Here is a 19,129-nt window from a genome sequence, read left to right on the forward strand (position 1 = left end):
TTAACAATTCACAAGAAAGCCCTGACCCAGTTCCAGAAATTCGGTTCTTACCAGCTTAATTACCAAAATTGTACCGTATGGTAAACCCAGTATTGATGGTAGACTGTGGGAAAGCCGTAGAAACCGCAAACTGGGAAAATGAGTAATCATAGAAGAACAGGGCGTTCAAGGTTTTGCTCAAGGCATAATCTGCGGTAAACTTTACAGACAATAGGTTTTGCCCCGATGTTATTTGGTTGTTCGTGATATCCAAATTCCTTATGATCGTGACATTGTCCCTTAAGGTAGCATCTGCCTTTAAGTTAAGATCCCCTTTGAAACGCTGTTTCTCTCCTCCAATATTGGTCACCAATTTTACATCTTTAAACCTATATCCAAGTCCAACCGTATATTCCTTTCCATTGATCTCCGTTAGTAGGTCGTTGTCAAAACTCAAGGAGAGTGCCCTATCCGTTCTTACCTCGGCCACCACACTCATTGAATTTTTCATTTCAAAATCGACCCTCATCAAGGGGTTGAACTGATCTGTCAACACCACATTATTGATAATATTATCCGGCAAAAAATCCCCGTTTTCAGGATCAATAGGCGTGTTCTGCTTCTCCAGATTGGTCTGGAATGAGTTGATACTATAGGCGGCCCTATATCCATGGCTCAAAGAAAAACGCTTGAATTTCTTCTTGAACCATTTGTTCTGCATCAAGCCGGTATATTTAATGTTCCAGTTTGGAATTGGAATTTCCCTGAAGGCATCCAGGTTCACCCTATCCACATCTTGGCCGGTATAGGCTGCAAAGAATGCCGGCAACAATACTTCTTGTTGGTTTTTGCCGTATCGTTCCGGAAATCCATCCGCATCCACCTGTCCTGTAGACTGACCCCTATCGGACACCAATCTATTGGCAATAGTGATCCTGTTGCTCTTGAACTCCTCAAAACTTTCCGAAGTAAATTCATCACTTTTCCCAAAGGAGGTACCGATCATGATCGTGGAAATACTAAAGTTTCCATAATTGTTCCCCAATAGGTTTTCATATTCAAATGTACCATCCGCCAATTGGTTGACCTTGAAATTCTCCTGATAACTTTCAGAGAATTGCCTATCGGCCACCAAATCTATGGTAAGGTCCTTTAAAGGTTGTGCCGTAGCCGTAATGTTCAGCTGCTTGTTGGCACGTTCGATAAATTGCTGGTTGAACTCAGAAAAAGTAGTCAACCATCCATTACGGGCAGCTTCAAAACGCACATCGGCCTGACTTCCGAACACAAATCCTATGGTTGGCTTTGCTGTCCCGATAAATCCGATGGACCTAGTGTATCCGGGAAGCACCTTACCATTGTTCTCACTGTAGTTCACATTGACCCGCTTCACCATGGTGAGGACATCTACGGCGGTATTGAAAAGACCGCTGGTTTTCTGTTGGGTCTTTTGTTCTGCTTCGTCCCTTTTGGAAAGGTTACCCGCCTTATCCCTTCTTGTATTGTTTGCGCTTGCCGCTTCTTTGGAGCTCCTTTTCTTCAGACCCAAATAATCATATAGCTTTTGCATCCCCAGGGAGGCAGTGATCGTATGGGTATTGGCATTTTGAATGGTATTGATGGAAACATTTTCCTGACCCGGTTCCAACCTAGCAATCTCGTTCAGGGCATCGCCTCCCCTTTGCCAATCAAAATTACTGGTGTAGCTGTATTGGGCATTGATAAAATCGAGGGCAGGAATCTTATTGAAAGGGACCTCATAGTTCAGTTGCATCTGCTGCGAATGTCTATTGGGCTCCCCAATATCCCAAAAGCCGTCCCATAGCCCTAGGGCCGGATCAATTCCAGAATCTTGATTTCCTTCTTCTTCGAAAAAATTACGGACAATGTTGTTGTTCGATGCCGTTAGATTCAATCTCAATGACTTGCTCAAGCTGTAGTTCAACGCATATTGCCAATTAAAAAGATAGTTTCGCTGTTGCAGTACAGGAAGATCCAAAGATTCTACCCCAGGTTCCAGAACATCCCTAAAACGCTGTTGGTTAAAAGACCTGTTAATATTGGAATTAATGGCAATACTGGTAGGCAACAGGTTAAAATTCAAATCCTTCAACCATTTCAGATAGCTACCATTGAACAAGGAATCCTTTTTAGCAAACGGTGCAATGGTGGCGGGTTTAAAATTATGGTTGTACACCATTCCTGTAACCACATTCTGGTCCCGTAATTCCGCGATCTGGAAATCCCTATGATCGGTTTCGTTATAGGAATAGTTGAACGTAAAATTTTCCACATCGTAGAAATTGGCATCGGCTTCCTCTCCACGGTTTTTTCTGACCCCTATAAGGTTGATACTGGTTCTTTTAGTATAATCCTCTGCCTGCTCCTTTATGGCATCTGCCTCCGCTTGGGAGCCTGCGGCCGACACCCGATCCTCCAACTTCAAATCGTCATATACAGGATCAAATTCTGGGGTGATCAGCGACTCTGATATCCCGTAGTTGAAAGGCAGCTGTATTCCCCATTTTTTTGGCAACAATTGTCCGACATTTACATTGGTCACCACATCATAGGAAACAGCATCTTCCCGAGATCTCTCATTGGGCATTTGATCTATACCACCAAATCCAGAAGTACTCTTGCTTCCCGTGGCGGAGAAGTTGGCAAAATCCGCAATATTGGCATCTACGGCAGCTACGGCGGCCCATCCCCCATTATTATCCAATCCGGCAAGACGTAGTTCGTTGAACCATACCTCTCCCCTTGCTGGCAAATTATCTATATTCTTAACCCCAACCATCAAACTTCTCAAGCTCCCCAAGGATGGGTTACCCCGAATTCCTATACGAACCCTACCGGGCGATCTGGGCGCAAATTCATCAACGGGCACTACCTCCCCATCTACAATTTCATAGAAATTGACGGTATTCAACGATTGGCTGGATATTCCCAACGATTTTACCTTGGAAAGATCGTCCAATGCAATGTCAATCTCGTTTACCTCTGGCCAAATGTCCGTATCCAAGGAAGAACCAAAAGGGGTAAACTGCAATGGAAGTTCTATTTGATAGAAGTTCTGGGTAAAATCTGTTCCAATCCTTAAAAAACCAACCAAAGGGGTCTCGTCATTGGTATAATCGCTGTCCACTATTTTTTCGGCATGCATGAACATCTTTAAACGCTCATACTGCCTAATATCAATATTTACATTTTTGAACACCCCTCTGGAATCCTCAGATTCCAAATTCTCCACTACAAAGGACAGGGATTGCTCATTTTGGCGGATTATAGTGTTGTTGTTGTTCAATTGCTCCCTGATGACACCTGGAGGGAGCACATAGGGAATAGGTGTTCTGGCATTGTTCTCTTCAATGTTGACCGTATTGACGTCAACAAAAGTACCATCATCAGCGGGATTGTTATCCACTTCCGGCTGTAGTGAGTTGGTATAGGTACGCCAATCGCCACGTACGAGATCCAAGGTAGCAAAACGCAGGGTTACGTCGTCTGAAAAGTTGGTAAGGTACATACGCATAAAACTGATGGACCTAAAATCACTGATGCCTCCAACGGCATCTGTAAAATCACTAAGTGGAATCTTATACTGTATCCACCTTCTGTTCAGGGTTGTCCCATTGGGCAACTGAGGGGTAACCCCTTCTTTTATATCGGTAACATACTTGTCATTGATGGTCGTATTCGGCTTAATGGCAATACGGTACTCGTAATAACTGTTGACCGTGTTCATAGTCAGATCCCTATCCACGTCTTCCACATCGGGCAAGGTGGTAGACCCCCTATTGGTGTTGGTCACCTGTACTGGAGAGTTTCCCTGTGGGTTGTTAAAATCCAAATACCTATTGAGAATACCACCCTCCCTGTTCAGGTAATATTGGTAGTTGTCCAATGCAGGGTCGGTAGCCGGATTATTTGAGTACAATGAGGATTCAGAAGCATCATCAAGACCGTCAAAACCCAAATCCTGCAATCCCCTATTGGTCTCATTGGTATCAAAAGCGTACACCAACGATTGTGTAGCAGGCACCTTTCCCCAAGTAGTTTCGGTCACCAGATCGTTGCTATTGACCCCCGGCAAACCATTTTCATATTGTTTTCTTCCGTCTTTTAGGATATCCTCAGATATGTTCCCAAAGTTGAAGACCAGTTCTCCACTGGAGGTCGTGTTACCGTCCACATAGGGATCCAATACCCAAAACTGAACAAACTCCACATTGGACTGTTCAAAGTTGGTACTGCTAAGGGCGCGCATGATCCCTCCCCATTTATTGTTGGGCTGTTCGCCACCAAAATTTGGGTTATTGTTATAGGGCCCTTTTAAATTAGGATAGTAGGATACATCCAAGGTGCTCTGCACGGTAGTTTGCCCTTGGGCAATATCTACCTGAGGAAAAACCTCATCTATAAACACCCTTCTGGTTGGATTGGTAGAAAGATCTGAATCTGTAATTCCTGTAGGCCTTTGATTGGTATAAAAAATGGGATCGATGGTGTACCAGGCCATTTTTGCCCTTTGGTACCCCGTTTCCAATCCATTCTTGCCATCGGTAAATTCCACAGGGGCACTGGCCAAGGACCAGCCCAGAGAAGAGCGGATATCTATCAGGGATTGTGCTCCCTCAAAATCATCCACATAGGTTGTGGTCTCCCCCTCAAAATCTGCATTTTTTGGCGACCCGGGCTGTAGCCATGCCACCTCTCCCCGAACCGACAGATTGGATGGAACATCGGTATCTATATTGGGTAATTTATTGGCCAATCTGGTAAGAAAGGGCACTTCGGTAGAAAAGTTCCCGTTCACACCGAAGATACTGTTGTTTACCGGCTCCACCCCATAGTTGGATTTTTGGGTCAGTGGACGCTCATTGAGATTCAATAAAGTAGCACCCAACAAAAAGTTCTTGTTGAATTGATGCTCTACATTCACCCCTGTAAATCTTCTGCTCTGTTGCCCAAATACCGCATTGTTCTCTACGGAAATATTAATTGGGGTATTGGAAGCCTCCAAACTGGGATCCAATATTTGAACCGTTCCCGCTTGATAGTTTACTGTATAATCTATACCCTCCTGTAATTGGCGTCCACCTGCCGTTACACGTACCGACCCTTGGGGCACGTTAAAAGCGCCAATGGGAATTCCGTTGCTGCCCTCGGATTTATATTGTCCCTTGATGATAAATTTATTTTTATCTGCGTCTTGAAGGGCAGCAGCCTTGGTCAGGGCATACATATTCCTAAAGACGTATTTCTGTTGGTTAACGTTGTAACCTTGGCCATCATTTACATCATAGTTTCCACCGCCCAGGGTTTCAAACAAATATTCCCCAAAGGGCTCTACCTTGGTGAAAATAATTCTTCCCGATTGTGTGTCGACCGTTATTCCTGGTACAAAGTCAAAAAAACCGTCCCCTCCACTCTGAATATCGTTATAGGTATTCAAACGGTCCAGATTAAAGACGTCCAAAAGGATTCGCTCCTCCAATGGTTTAGGGTTGTTCGGCCAACCAGCCCCTGGAGAGTTGTCTACCGGGGTAATATAATTTCTTGGGGTAGGATCCGAATACAAAATATTCAATTTGAAGTCGTCCTGACTCAACTGAAAGGCACCCGTAGAATAGATGTTTTTCATCATCAAGTCCCAAATTGGATCTATCACATTGGTGATATTACTTTTCAAAAGCTTTAAGACCAAAGTATTGTTGTTGACCACCGGATTCTGGGTACCTGAGGATACGCTGGTGGCATCGACTCCCCCGTTGGCAAATTCTCCTACTTGATAGACCTCTCCATTGAAGGTATATTGAAACGCAACAGCCAAAACTTCGTCATTGCTCAAGCGCTGGTTCAATGAAACATACCCCAACTGGGTATTGAATTGGTAGTCCCTCCCATTATCCAACTTACGCGCATTTTCCAATATGGCGTAGTCGAACCCCTGGTTCACATCATATGAAGGAACATTAAAACCGCTCTCAACAGTGGCAATATCCCTTACCTGTGGCGTCAAAGCCCCTCCATTACCAATCAATGCCGGATCGTAATCATTGGCATTGTTCCTGGGCAAATCTCCTGCGGAAGAAGAATTGAAAAATCCTGGCGGGTTACTGTTGAGCCTACCTATTCTTGTTTTGGAAGGCACTGCCTCCCCAAGATCCTGTAGGGCAACCACATTTCTTACGTTTAAGGTCTGCTGGCTTCTATTGGTCACCCACACTTCCAATCTAGTGATCTGAACCTGACTTCTGATGAACGGGTAATTTTCAAGGGCCCTATCGTAATTGTCCCTAAAATATTGTGAAAGGAAAAAATGCTTGTCCTCATCATAGTCCAAGGAAGAAAGGGAATAATCATTTAAGGTACCCCCACCCTGAGCCACTACGGTATTGCTCTGTGAGCGTTGTTCTGAAAAAACCGTTGTGACACTGGTCTTTCCAAATTGCAATTTTGTCTTTACCCCAAATAAACTCTGTGCCCCAGTGATCAAGGAACTGTTCAGCGGCATGTTCACATTACCGATCTCTATGGATTGGACTATATCATCTTCCGTGGGGGTGTAATCCAACTTTACCAAGTTCTGGAAGTCGAAGGTAGCCTCGGTATCGTAATTGGCGGTCACCTGAAGGCGCTCTCCAATTTTGCCCAGCATGCTCAAACTGATGCGCTGATCAAAATCGAAGGATAGGTTGGTCCTATTTCGTGGAGAAAGGGCCGGATTATCGTTCTTTTGCCAAATAACCCCCAAATCCATAGCTACGGAACCCTGGGGTATTACCTCTATGGTATTACCTCCAAAAATAGATTCGAAGAAATTGTTGTTTACATAAAAATTGGGCAGTAAATTTTTTCTCGCTTCCTCGCTTCCAGCCTTTCTTCCGGAATATGCATCCATTTTCTCCTTAAAGTAGGATTTCATATCCTCCTTTTTTACCAAATCCCGGTACTGTTCTGGAGTTAGAATTATGGGATAGCTTATATCGTATTTCCCCACACTTTCCGTGAAGATATAGCGATCCATTTTAGGATCATAGGTGTATTTTGCGACTATACTATTCGGGTTTTTCAACAATAGCCTTCCCAGGGCCACACCGGTTTTTGTGGAATCCACCTCCTGCTCCTCCGTCTCTTGACCGGATGCAGTTTGGAAGGTCCCGATAATAATGGCACCGATTAGTAAAAACTTAAATAGAAAAGATGTAAGAAATGATTTTGCCCCTGTTTTCAAACTTTTTACAAATTTTTAAGCGCCAGTTTAATAATATTCTCAACGCTTAGTGAGGGATCTTGACCCAAAACTTTATCCACCACTTTTTCTGCTTGTTTGCGGACAAATCCAAGAACCTCTAATGCTGATAACGCTTCATCCTTATTTGTATTGTTTGAAGTGGCCGAAACTTCATCTATATCGTAAATTTTAAGAATTTTGTCCTTTAAATCCAAAATTGCCCGTTGGGCCGTTTTTGCTCCAATCCCTTTAATTCCTTGGATTGTGGCCACATCTCCAGTTGCAATGGCATCCCTGACCTGCCCCGGTGACAAGGAGGACAACATGGTCCTGGCCGTGCTAGATCCAATACCTGAAACGGACAACAACAACCTGAATATTTCACGTTCCGACTTTTCTGCAAAACCGAACAGGGTATGGGAATCTTCTTTCACCTGCAAATGGGTAAAAAGCTGTATGCTTTCCGAATCTCCGATTTTTGAAAATGTATGTAGGGAAATATTAACAAAATATCCTACCCCTGAGCACTCTATGACTACGTGGGTAGGATTTTTTTCAACCAATTTCCCCTTAAGATGGGTGACCATAGATGTTGATTATTTAACCTCAGATTTTGCCTTCTTTCTTCGCTCCCTTTCTTGGGCATCCACAACGGCTACAGCGGACATGTTGACGATCTCATCTACGCTGGCTCCTAATTGCATGATATGGACAGCTTTACGCAAGCCGACCATAATTGGCCCAATGGAGTCCGATTTGTTTAATTCTTTTAGCAATTTATAAGTGATGTTGGCCGATTCCAAATTGGGGAACACCAAGGTGTTTACATTTTTCCCTGCCAATTTCGAAAATGGAAATTTGCTTTGGTGCAATTCTTTGTTCAGGGCAAAATCGATCTGCACTTCTCCGTCTACCACCAATTCGGGGTTCGATTCGTGCAAAATCTTTACCGCTTGTTTTACCTTAGCCGCATGTGGATGGTTCGATGATCCAAAATTGGCATAGGACAACATGGCCATCACTGGCTGGAATCCAAATGTTTTGGCAACATTGGCGGTCATTCTGGCAATTTCTGCCAATTCTTCCCCACTAGGATCTATATTAATGGCCGTATCGGATAAGAACAAAGGACCGCGATCGGTGATCATGATATTTACCGTCGCCACTTTTTTAACATCCGAAGCCTTGCCTATGACTTCAAAAATTGGTTTTACTACCGTTGGATAGGCCCTGGAATAACCTGAGATCATTCCGTCGGCATCTCCTTCCCTTACCATCATGGCCCCAAAATAATTACGCTCCCTCATTTTTATACGGGCACCATATAGACTAACGCCACTTCTGTTCCTGGATTCACAGTACTTAATGGAATACTTATCCTTGGTTTCATTGGATTCGTCACTGTTGGGATCAATAATGAGCACATCGGCATCAAATTCCAGCTCCTTTTTAAGCTCTAAAATAACCTCTTTTCTTCCTAATAAGATGGGAATAGCAATACCCTCGTCATAGCATATTTGCGCTGCTTTGAGCACGTCCAAATGATCTGCTTCGGCAAATACGATTCTTTTTGGGTTCGATTTTGCCCTGTTGTGGAGCAAGCGAACCACTTTATTATCGTTTCCGGAGCGCTGCATGAGCTCTTCTTTATATTTTTCCCAATCTTCAATGGGCATTTTGGCAACGCCACTTTCCATGGCGGCCTTGGCCACCGCTGGTGGGATTTCGGAAATAAGCCTAGGATCAAATGGTTTTGGGATAATATAATCCTTACCAAATGCTAGCCTGGTCTCACCGTAGGCAATATTTACCTGTTCCGGCACTGGAGCTTTGGCCAGTTCAGCCAACGCCTTTACAGCAGCCATCTTCATTTCCTCATTGATCTTTGTGGCCCTAACATCCAAGGCCCCTCTAAAAATAAATGGGAATCCAAGCACATTGTTCACTTGGTTGGGATGATCGGATCTGCCGGTCGCCATCACGATATCCTCTCTGGTCTTATATGCTATGTCATATGCGATCTCGGGATCCGGATTGGCCATTGCAAATACAATGGGATTTTTGGCCATGGACAGCAACATTTCAGGAGATACGATATTGGCAATGGACAGCCCAACAAAAACATCGGCATCAACCATAGCTTCTTCCAAGGTATCTATCTTTCTATCGGTGGCAAACTCCAACTTCTCTCCAGAAAGATTCTCCCTATCGCTACGGATCACCCCTTTACTGTCCAACATTACAATATTCTTACTGCTAGCCCCAAATGCCTTGTACAATTTGGTACAGGATACCGCGGCAGCACCGGCTCCACTGATAACGATTCGCACGTCTTCAATTTTCTTTTTCGTAATCTCCAGGGCGTTCAACAAAGCGGCGGCAGAAATAATGGCCGTTCCGTGCTGATCGTCGTGCATTACCGGAATATCCAGTTCTTCTTTTAATCTTCTTTCAATTTCAAATGCCTCAGGAGCTTTGATATCTTCCAAGTTGATCCCGCCAAAGGTAGGGGCGATCATTTTCACCGTTTCCACAAATTTGTCCACATCCTTGGTATCCACCTCAATATCGATCCCATCAATATCAGCAAAGATCTTGAACAAAAGACTTTTTCCCTCCATCACGGGTTTTGATGCTTCAGGTCCAATATCTCCCAATCCCAAAACGGCTGTTCCGTTGGATATTACTGCAACTATGTTTCCCTTGGCCGTATATTTATAAACGTTATCCTTGTCCTTTGCAATTTCCAAGCAAGGTTCCGCTACACCCGGAGAATAAGCAAGTCCCAGATCTCGCTGGGTAGCATAGGGTTTCGTAGGAACAATCTTAATCTTTCCAGGTTGCGGCTTGGCGTGATAGACCAAAGCCTCCCTTCTCCTTTTTTCTTTGCTCATATAAGTGTCATTTAAAAAAAACAAATTTAATGGTATTCTTTATATAAAAATGTTTTGGATGGATTAAAACAAAAAAAGCATCAACAAATGTGGATGCCTTTTTTAATTTTATCATAAATATCCCCACCAAAATATGAAAACGGTATTGATCCCTTTTCCTTTTGGCACCCCTTATAACCGGTAGATCAAATCTCAGTTTTAGGCACTTTCAGTCTCAGGGCCAACATTCCTGCAATTACAAAAAATACACCTCCAAATAATATGGCATTGATAGCGTTACCGCCCAAGAGGTATTTATAGATGGGACCAAATGTCAACGTTTCTATCCCCATTGGAATAACGATCATCATATTCAAAATACCCATATATACCCCACGGCGTTCTTGAGGAACCACCTTGGAGACCATGGTATAGGGAATACCCATCATTGCAGCCCATCCGATTCCAAATAACACCATGGGCACAAGCACCAAGGTTGGATCAGGAATAAAAGGGATGGCGAACAGAGCCAATGCAACACCCACCAAACTTATGGAATACACATTTTTACCCCCAAACTTTAATGTCAAAGGCACCAAAGCCAAGGCTACGACCATAGTAACAATATTATACGTCAAACTCATTTGGGCAGATTGGGATGCAGCTTGTGAAATGCCGTAATCCATGGTAAGCATGAATAAAGGAGTTATATACTGCCAGTATACGAATAAGGCGTACCATTGAAAGAGATAGACTGCGCCCAGTTTCCACATGAATATTGGCATATCCTTTACAGCACTTACGATTTCCCCAAAAGGTTTTGCAATTCGCTCCCCAAGTGGTTTTCCCTTGGTCTCATTAATTTCTGCCAATTCTTCTGGTGTAGGTGGAATTTCAGGGGTTTTTATGACAGACCATAATATGGTCGCAATGGAGAGTATACCTCCGATATAAAAGGAATAATAAATCCATTTGGGTATCTTTCCCCCAGCTTCAACCGTGTCCGCACCAAAGAGATATTGGAACAAAACAATGGACCCCATAGCCAATAGAATACCGGCACCAACAAAGAGACTTTGCATTTGATAACCGAGACTCAATTGCTTTTCTGGTAATTTATCTCCGACAAAAGCACGATAGGGTTCCATGGCCATATTATTACCAACATCCAAAATCCATAACAGCCCTACGGCGAACCATAATACCGGACTTGATGGAAATGCGAACAAGCACAAACTACCAATAATAGCCCCTATCAAGAAAAATGGCTTTCTCCTACCCCATTTCGGTGACCACGTTTTATCTGAAATGGCTCCAATGATCGGCTGCACGATCAAGCCAGTCACTGGACCGGCAATATTCAATATGGGCAACATGTCCTCTGGAGCTCCCAAAAAGAGAAATATGGGATTGATAGCTGTCTGCTGCAATCCAAAACTGTACTGGATCCCAAGAAATCCAACGTTCATATTAAAGATCTGCCAAAAACTTAACTTCGGTTTTATTATCATTTCAAGTACGTATTAGCCATGTATATTGAATAAGGTTTCTTTATGCAATTCCATGCCCATGGAGTGCCGAACAATGCCATAATTCAGAATAGTCAAATTTTTGTTTACTCTTCTTGAGGAATTCACAAAACCCACAGCTATCGAATATAGTATAATTAGAGCCTTCTTAAAAAAAACTTAAAAAGAAAATCAAAAATTTAACAACGAAAACGATGTAGTAGGATTTTGTTGTTACTTCAAGAAATCTATATTCCTGCTCAGTCCTGAAAATTTTGTTCGTTTCACCGCCGACTTTTGAAAGACCTTTTTGAAGACATCCTCGGTAATTTCCTCCCAATCTTTTTTGGTCATGGACAAAAGATCGGGATGAGGGTTAAAAAGTGGTTCGTTATGGGCTTTGGAAAACCTGTTCCAGGGACATACATCTTGGCAAACATCACAACCGAACATCCAGTCGTCCATTTTTCCCTTGAAGTCCGATGGTATTTGATTCTTTAGTTCTATGGTAAGATAAGAGATACACTTACTGCCATCTACCACATAAGGCTCTACAATGGCCTGGGTTGGGCAGGCGTCCAAGCAGGCGGTGCAGGTGCCACAATGATCGGTAACCCTATGATCGTACTCCAAATCCAAGTCGACGATAAGCTCAGCAATAAAATAAAAGGACCCCACTTGCTGGGTGAGCAGATTACTGTGTTTTCCTATCCATCCCAAACCGCTTTTTGCCGCCCATGCCTTGTCCAAGACCGGTGCCGAATCTACAAATGCCCGCCCGTTGACCTCTCCTATTTCGGTGGTCATGAATTCTTGAAGGGATTTTAATTTGGATTTTATAACGTGGTGATAATCCTGCCCGTAAGCATATTTGGATAGTTTGTAACTATTCTCATTTTGTTTTTGCTCTGGGTAGTAATTGAGCAATAGGGAAATGACAGACTTTGCTCCATCCACCAACAAACGGGGATCCAACCGCTTGTCAAAATGGTTCTCCATATACCCCATCTCCCCATGCATATTTCTATTGAGCCAACCCTCCAATCGAGGCGCTTCCTCTTCTAAAAATTCTGCCTTTGAAATACCGCATGATAGGAAACCAAGACGTTTTGCTTCCGATTTAATCATGGCGGTATGTTGTTGAATATTTTTCAATTATCGTGCTTCAAACCGTAAAGGTACATTCTTTGGCTTCAAAGATATCAACGGATTGATCTCCACCTCTTCCAAAGCGGTTTTGATCCTATATTTTCCAATAATTTCTGACACGGCAAGTATCATTTCATACATGGCAAAATTATTGCCCACACACATCCGGGGTCCGGCACCAAAGGGATAGTAATAATCCCCATAGTCCTTCTTATCGGCTGTTGCGAAGCGACTGGGAACAAATGCGGCAGGTTTTTCCCAAAATTCGGCATAACGATGCAATTCATAGATAGACATCAGTACCAAGGTATCCTTGGGCAAGGAAATATCCTCATAGACATCATCTTCCACAGCCATCCTATCAATCACATAAGCCGGGGGATATAACCTTAGTGCCTCATCCAAACATTGTTTTACCAATGGCAACTGCATAGCACCCTGCATGAGATCCAGCTCGGGATCATCGAAATTCACCTTGGATACCTCCTCAAACACCTGTTCTTGAATTTCAGGGTGCTTGGCCAATAAAAACAAGGCAAAGCCAAGAGTATTGGCCGTTGTTTCATGACCCGCCGTAAAGAGGATCAATACTTCATCTATCAATTGCCCATCGGGCATGGACGAACCATCTTCATAGCGTGCCTGAAGCAACATGTCCAAAAGATCATCCTTCTCCTGCCCTGAGTTTCTTCGCTCGTCTATAATTTCCAACAGCAACTTTTGTCCTTCTTTCGCCATTTCCAGATGCCTGTCTATTTTTCCACTTAATCGATACCACCATCGCAAATACGGCTGTCTCATCTCCTTGATGAGCATTCGCTGGTTGGCCTCGGTAATGTGTTGTAGTTTGGACATGCGTTCCCTGATGTCCGAACTGCTGAAAAGTGATTTCGCAACAACCTGAAATGCCAAGTCCCCCATAAGGGGAAAAACATCCTGTTCTATATTGGGTTTTATGCGCTGCAGCTCAAATAATATAGCTTCCCTGATGACACCCATTAAATTTTGTAACTTTTTCTTGTGAAAAGCTGGCTGTACCATCCTCCTATGGGTTCTCCAATGCTCTCCATTGGAGGTCAGGATTCCATGACCTATATATTTGGCGAGATCTACCGTCTGTAGGGGAGATTTTTCAAACTTCTTGTGCTGCTTTTGTAGAATATGTTTTATAAGTCCAGGGTTTCTGGTAAACAGTACCGTTTCCTTGGTAGTAAGCTGAACTTTAAAGCTATCTCCGTGAGCCTCAAAATTTTCATGGTGAAAGGGCAAGGGGTTTTTAAGGATCCTCCTTGCATTTTTTAATACTTGAAATCTGGATACTAACTTCAAAACATGAATTTAAAAGGGATGATAAGTAATTCTTTATAGCCCAATAAGACGATTTAGAACAGCCCCCCTTGGACACTTCCCTTGATCCTACCCAGATGTCTGTAGGCCAATTCGGTTACTTCCCTGCCCCTTGGGGTACGCATAATAAAACCCTGTTGGATAAGAAAAGGTTCGTAGACCTCCTCTATGGTTTCCGCACTTTCGGAAACTGCCGTTGCCAACGTTGTGATCCCTACGGGACCTCCTTTAAACTTATCAATGATGGTGGTCAAGATTTTATTGTCCATTTCATCCAGACCATGGGCATCTACATTTAACGCCTTTAGGCCAAAGCGTGAGATTTCCATATCTATTTTTCCGTTGCCCTTGATTTGTGCAAAATCGCGCACCCTTCTCAATAATGCGTTGCAAATTCTAGGGGTCCCCCGGCTCCTTCCGGCTATTTCAATGGCAGCATCTTGGGTGATCGGTGTTTTTAAAATATCTGCACTACGTTCCACGATGGTAGAAAGCAGTTCAGTGGAATAATATTGCAAGCGACTCTGGATTCCGAACCTTGCACGCATGGGCGCTGTCAACAATCCCGAGCGGGTAGTGGCACCAATCAAGGTAAATGGATTCAAGTTGATCTGTACCGATCGGGCATTGGGGCCCGATTCTATCATAATATCTATTTTGTAGTCCTCCATGGCAGAATATAAATACTCCTCCACAATGGGACTCAACCTATGTATCTCATCAATGAACAGCACATCCCGCTCCTCCAGGTTGGTCAACAATCCTGCAAGATCCCCTGGCTTGTCCAGCACTGGTCCGGATGTCATTTTAATGCCCACTCCAAGTTCATTGGCCAAGATATGGGCCAACGTGGTCTTCCCCAGTCCCGGAGGTCCGTGAAACAAGGTATGGTCCAAGGCCTCCCCTCTTAGGTTGGCAGCCTGAACAAAAATCTTTAAGTTTTCCAGGACTTGTTCCTGACCGGTAAAATCATCAAAGGAAATGGGGCGCAATGCCCTTTCAATATCAAATTCCTCGTTGGAAAAATTATTGGCCGTTGGATCTAGGTTCTCATTCATACTCCAACAAAGATAATGGAAATAGGCACTACTTTTTTAGTACAGGCTCCGTTAATTTATCACCCTAATCCTTCCGTTTGATGAGCTCAGAAGTGTCCAAAAACTCATGAACGGTAATTTTGGGATTGGCGTAAATATAGATCTTGGACGATCCGCTTGTTGATAATTCCAAGGATTCGTTTGCCCTAAGATAGGCACTTGACCCGCCTTCCAATTTGGCATCTATAACTTTTGCCTCATATCTTTCCGCCTTGAGATCGGCATTATCATGAAGAAGGTGTTGCATCATGTCCACTGCCCCTTCCATGACGGCCGAAGCATTGGAAAACAATTCCACAAAACTAGATTGTCCTACGGCATAAATCCGGGCTTCTGACCTCTCCTTCATATTCACATTGAGGGAATCTACCGCGAAATTAAAGTCGCCCGAACTTTTATCATCCATTACTAAACGTAACAATCCAGCACTTGCATTGAGTTCCATCCTGGCGGAACCCATAATATCAAGATCTAAAATATCGGTATTCAACGATTCCTTGGAAACCATCTTTCCGTCTTCCTGAACTATTTTTATCAAATCGTTGTAATAGACGGTAATTTCCAATTTCTTTCTAGACCGAATGTTGTAAAAAGAGGAAATATATAGAGTGCTGTCCTCCACCTTAAACTTCAAGATATCCATTAGGTTGTTATCGGCAACAACTTTATAGGATTCCATTGGTGCCTTAACAAGCTCTATATCCAAATCGTCCTTTAACTCGATGGTATGAAAGGCAGGGAGTTCTTCCTTCATCTCAGCAACTTCCCTATTCCCTTTTATTTTCGGTTTTCTTTGTGCCATAACACCCACATGGCATAGAAGCAACAGAAGTACAATTACATTTTTCATCCTAAATATTTATACCGCCCACGCGGTCTGTTTACTATTATTAAAGATATTATAAAAAAATTGAATACTGATTTATAAGGTTGGGAGATAAAAAAAGCCCCCAACTAAAATTAGCTGGGGGCCTTCACATATAATTGTTAACCTTAGTGGTTCATCTCTTCTTCGTTCTCCTGTAAAGGAGTCGTTTGTGGCACGAAATCCTGTCCTGCGATTATGTATTCCCCATTCTCATAGGTCTTACTGTAATCATAGGCCCAACGGTGTACTTCCGGAATTTTACCAGGCCAGTTACCGTGGATATGCTCTACAGGAGTAGTCCATTCCATGGTATTTGATTTCCATGGATTCTGCTCTGCTTTCTTACCGTAGAATATACTGTGTATAAAGTTGTACAAGAATACGATCTGGGCAGCACCTGCAATAAGAGCGAAGGTGGTGATCAATATCTGAACATCCGTAAGATCATCAAACATTGGGAATGCCGTGTTCTGATAGTAACGTCTTGGCACTCCGGCCATACCCACAAAGTGCATTGGGAAGAAAACCCCGTACGCACAGATGGCAGTGATCCAGAAATGAACATAACCTAAATTCTTGTTCATCATTTTTCCAAACATTTTTGGGAACCAGTGGTACACTCCCGCAAACAAACCATACAAGGCAGAGATACCCATTACCAAATGGAAGTGAGCAACTACGAAATACGTATCGTGAACGTTGATATCCAAGGTACTATCACCAAGGATGATACCTGTTAGACCCCCACTGATGAAGGTAGAAACCAAACCAATGGAAAATAGCATGGCAGGGTTCAACTGCAGGTTACCTTTCCATAGCGTGGTAATATAGTTGAAGGCCTTAACCGCAGACGGTATGGCGATCAATAATGTTGTAAATGTAAATACTGATCCAAGGAATGGGTTCATTCCAGAAATAAACATATGGTGACCCCATACGATTGTAGACAAGAACGCAATGGCCAATATGGAGGCTACCATCGCCCTATATCCAAAAATAGGCTTACGTGCATTGGTAGACATAACTTCAGAAGTAATACCCAAAGCTGGCAACAATACAATGTATACTTCAGGGTGACCCAAGAACCAGAACAAGTGTTCGTAAAGTACTGGAGATCCTCCTTGGTAATGCAACACTTCTCCTTGGATAAAGATATCCGACAGGAAAAATGATGTTCCAAAACTTCTATCCATGATCAACAACAACGCTGCAGAAAACAATACAGGGAAAGATATTACCCCAATTACCGCAGTAACGAAGAATGCCCAAATTGTCAAAGGCAACCTAGTCATGGACATACCCTTTGTACGCAAGTTGATCACAGTTACGATATAGTTCAAAGATCCAAGCAAAGAAGAAGCGATGAAAATTGCCATGGATGTCAACCACATGGTCATTCCCAATCCTGATCCCGGTTGTGCCATTGGCAATGCGGACAATGGAGGGTATACCGTCCATCCCGCCGCTGCAGGTCCTGATTCCAAAAACAATGAGGCAACCATGATTACAGAGGACAAAAAGAACAACCAGTAAGAAATCATGTTCAATAAACCAGAAGCCATATCCCTTGCACCAATTTGCAATGGAATCAATAGATTACTAAAAGTTCCACTCAAACCAGCGGTCAATACAAAAAATACCATGATGGTCCCGTGAATGGTAACCAATGCCAAATAAACATCGGCATCCATAACGCCACCTGGCGCCCATTTGCCCAATAAGGCTTCAAAGATCGGGAAAGATTCACCAGGCCAAGCCAATTGCATCCTGAACAATAGGGACATAGCAATTCCTATAAAACCCATTATCAAACCAGTAATCAAATACTGCTTTGCAATCATCTTATGGTCTTGACTAAATATGTATTTAGTTATAAAGGTTTCCTTATGATGATGCCCATGATCATCTGCGTGATCCTCTACATGTGCGTGTGCGTGTGCTGTTGCAGACATAATCCAATACTTATTTTATATTAATTTTCTTTTTATAGCCTTATTCCTGAGTTGAAGCCATTGTGGCAGCGAAGGTCTGTTGTTGCGCCATCCACTTGTTGTAATCCTCTTCAGATTCCACAATAATCTTCATTTGCATGTTATAATGTGATTTACCACATATCTTATTACATAGCAAGATATAATCAAACTCCCATGGTTCAGAGTTGGGCAATCCTTCAGCAGCTCTTTCTGCACGGATACCGTTTACTCTTTTTACCTTATCCACTACGTCCGGATTTAGACGCATTTCTTCTGTTGTAATCGTTGGTGTGTAGGAGAATTGTGTAATCATCCCCGGAACACAGTTCATTTGTGCTCTAAAATGAGGCATGTATGCAGAATGAAGTACATCCTGAGATCTCATTTTAAAATTCACTTTTCTACCTACGGGCAAATGCAATTCTTTAACGATGATATCATCTCCCGCGTTTGGATCAGATTCATCCAATCCCATCACGTTGGCTTTATCAATATCGATCATTCTTACGTTGGCCTCTCCAAGAACATTGTCCTCTCCACCATATCTTGCCGTCCAGTTAAATTGCTGGGCATATAGCTCTACTATCAAAGGATCGTCCTCGTCATTGATATCCATGATATTGGTCCATGTGTAAAGACCCCAAAGTATCAATCCGGCAAGCACTATAACAGGAATGATGGTCCAGATAAACTCCAATCTATCGTTATCAGCATAGAACAAGGCCTTTTTACCCTTTTCACCTCTGTATTTATACGAGAAGTAATGCAATAATGCCTGAGTGATGGTCTGTACGATGAAGATGATAATAAAAGAAACTATCATCAAGCTATCATATTCACCTCCATGTTCAGATGCAGCTTCAGGAAGCAAGACTTTGCTATATTTCCAAAAACTGAAAATGGTGATCCCATAAAGGAATATCAAAAATGCAAACATGAGGTAACCATTGTACTTGTTATCCTTGTCGTTTGCTATTTGTGAATTATCTGCCTTGATCTGGGACAATTCAAATATTTTGGTCATTTGCCAAATTGCAATTGCCACTAATACTAAAACAGCTATTGTTAATAATGCAGTCATTGTATGATTTGATA

The 19,129-nt window shown here is 42.8% G+C and carries 10 protein-coding genes; all 10 read right to left on the reverse strand.

Going from position 1 to position 19,129, the window contains the following annotated elements; all coding sequences use genetic code 11:
* Positions 1-55: 55 nt before the first annotated feature.
* The 10 genes from sov to WAA86_RS07980 all read right to left on the reverse strand — a co-directional run bounded on the left by sov (position 56) and on the right by WAA86_RS07980 (position 19,115).
* Positions 56-7,219, reverse strand: coding sequence for a T9SS outer membrane translocon Sov/SprA (gene sov, locus WAA86_RS07935; RefSeq protein WP_337300465.1), 7,164 nt, complete (start codon positions 7,217-7,219; stop codon positions 56-58).
* A gap of 5 nt (positions 7,220-7,224) precedes the next feature.
* Positions 7,225-7,806, reverse strand: a complete 582-nt coding sequence (ruvA, locus tag WAA86_RS07940; protein WP_337300466.1) for a Holliday junction branch migration protein RuvA — start codon at positions 7,804-7,806, stop codon at positions 7,225-7,227.
* Positions 7,807-7,815: 9 nt separating this feature from the next.
* Positions 7,816-10,113, reverse strand: a complete 2,298-nt coding sequence (locus WAA86_RS07945; RefSeq protein ID WP_337300467.1) for an NADP-dependent malic enzyme — start codon at positions 10,111-10,113, stop codon at positions 7,816-7,818.
* Positions 10,114-10,298: 185 nt separating this feature from the next.
* Positions 10,299-11,561, reverse strand: coding sequence for an MFS transporter (locus WAA86_RS07950; protein ID WP_337300468.1), 1,263 nt, complete (start codon positions 11,559-11,561; stop codon positions 10,299-10,301).
* 273 nt (positions 11,562-11,834) lie between these two features.
* The gene (gene queG, locus WAA86_RS07955) at positions 11,835-12,728 is read right to left on the reverse strand and encodes a tRNA epoxyqueuosine(34) reductase QueG (RefSeq protein ID WP_443217575.1); all 894 of its coding nucleotides are present in this window, start codon (positions 12,726-12,728) and stop codon (positions 11,835-11,837) included.
* 27 nt (positions 12,729-12,755) lie between these two features.
* Positions 12,756-14,078: a cytochrome P450 gene (locus WAA86_RS07960; RefSeq protein ID WP_337300470.1), complete on the reverse strand. Its 1,323-nt coding sequence runs from the start codon at positions 14,076-14,078 to the stop codon at positions 12,756-12,758.
* 53 nt (positions 14,079-14,131) lie between these two features.
* Positions 14,132-15,154: a Holliday junction branch migration DNA helicase RuvB gene (gene ruvB / locus WAA86_RS07965; RefSeq protein ID WP_337300471.1), complete on the reverse strand. Its 1,023-nt coding sequence runs from the start codon at positions 15,152-15,154 to the stop codon at positions 14,132-14,134.
* A 64-nt stretch (positions 15,155-15,218) separates the two neighbouring features.
* Positions 15,219-16,043: a GIN domain-containing protein gene (locus WAA86_RS07970; protein WP_337300472.1), complete on the reverse strand. Its 825-nt coding sequence runs from the start codon at positions 16,041-16,043 to the stop codon at positions 15,219-15,221.
* A 143-nt stretch (positions 16,044-16,186) separates the two neighbouring features.
* Positions 16,187-18,013 (reverse strand): cytochrome c oxidase subunit I, encoded by a 1,827-nt coding sequence (locus tag WAA86_RS07975; RefSeq protein WP_337300473.1) that lies wholly within the window; start codon positions 18,011-18,013, stop codon positions 16,187-16,189.
* Positions 18,014-18,053: 40 nt separating this feature from the next.
* Positions 18,054-19,115 carry a cytochrome c oxidase subunit II gene (locus tag WAA86_RS07980; protein ID WP_337300474.1) on the reverse strand — a complete coding sequence of 354 codons (1,062 nt, stop codon included), beginning with the start codon at positions 19,113-19,115 and terminating at the stop codon, positions 18,054-18,056.
* Positions 19,116-19,129: the final 14 nt, after the last annotated feature.

Origin of the sequence: Sediminicola sp. 1XM1-17 (assembly GCF_037203765.1) — a bacterium.
Taxonomy (GTDB): Bacteria; Bacteroidota; Bacteroidia; order Flavobacteriales; family Flavobacteriaceae; genus Sediminicola.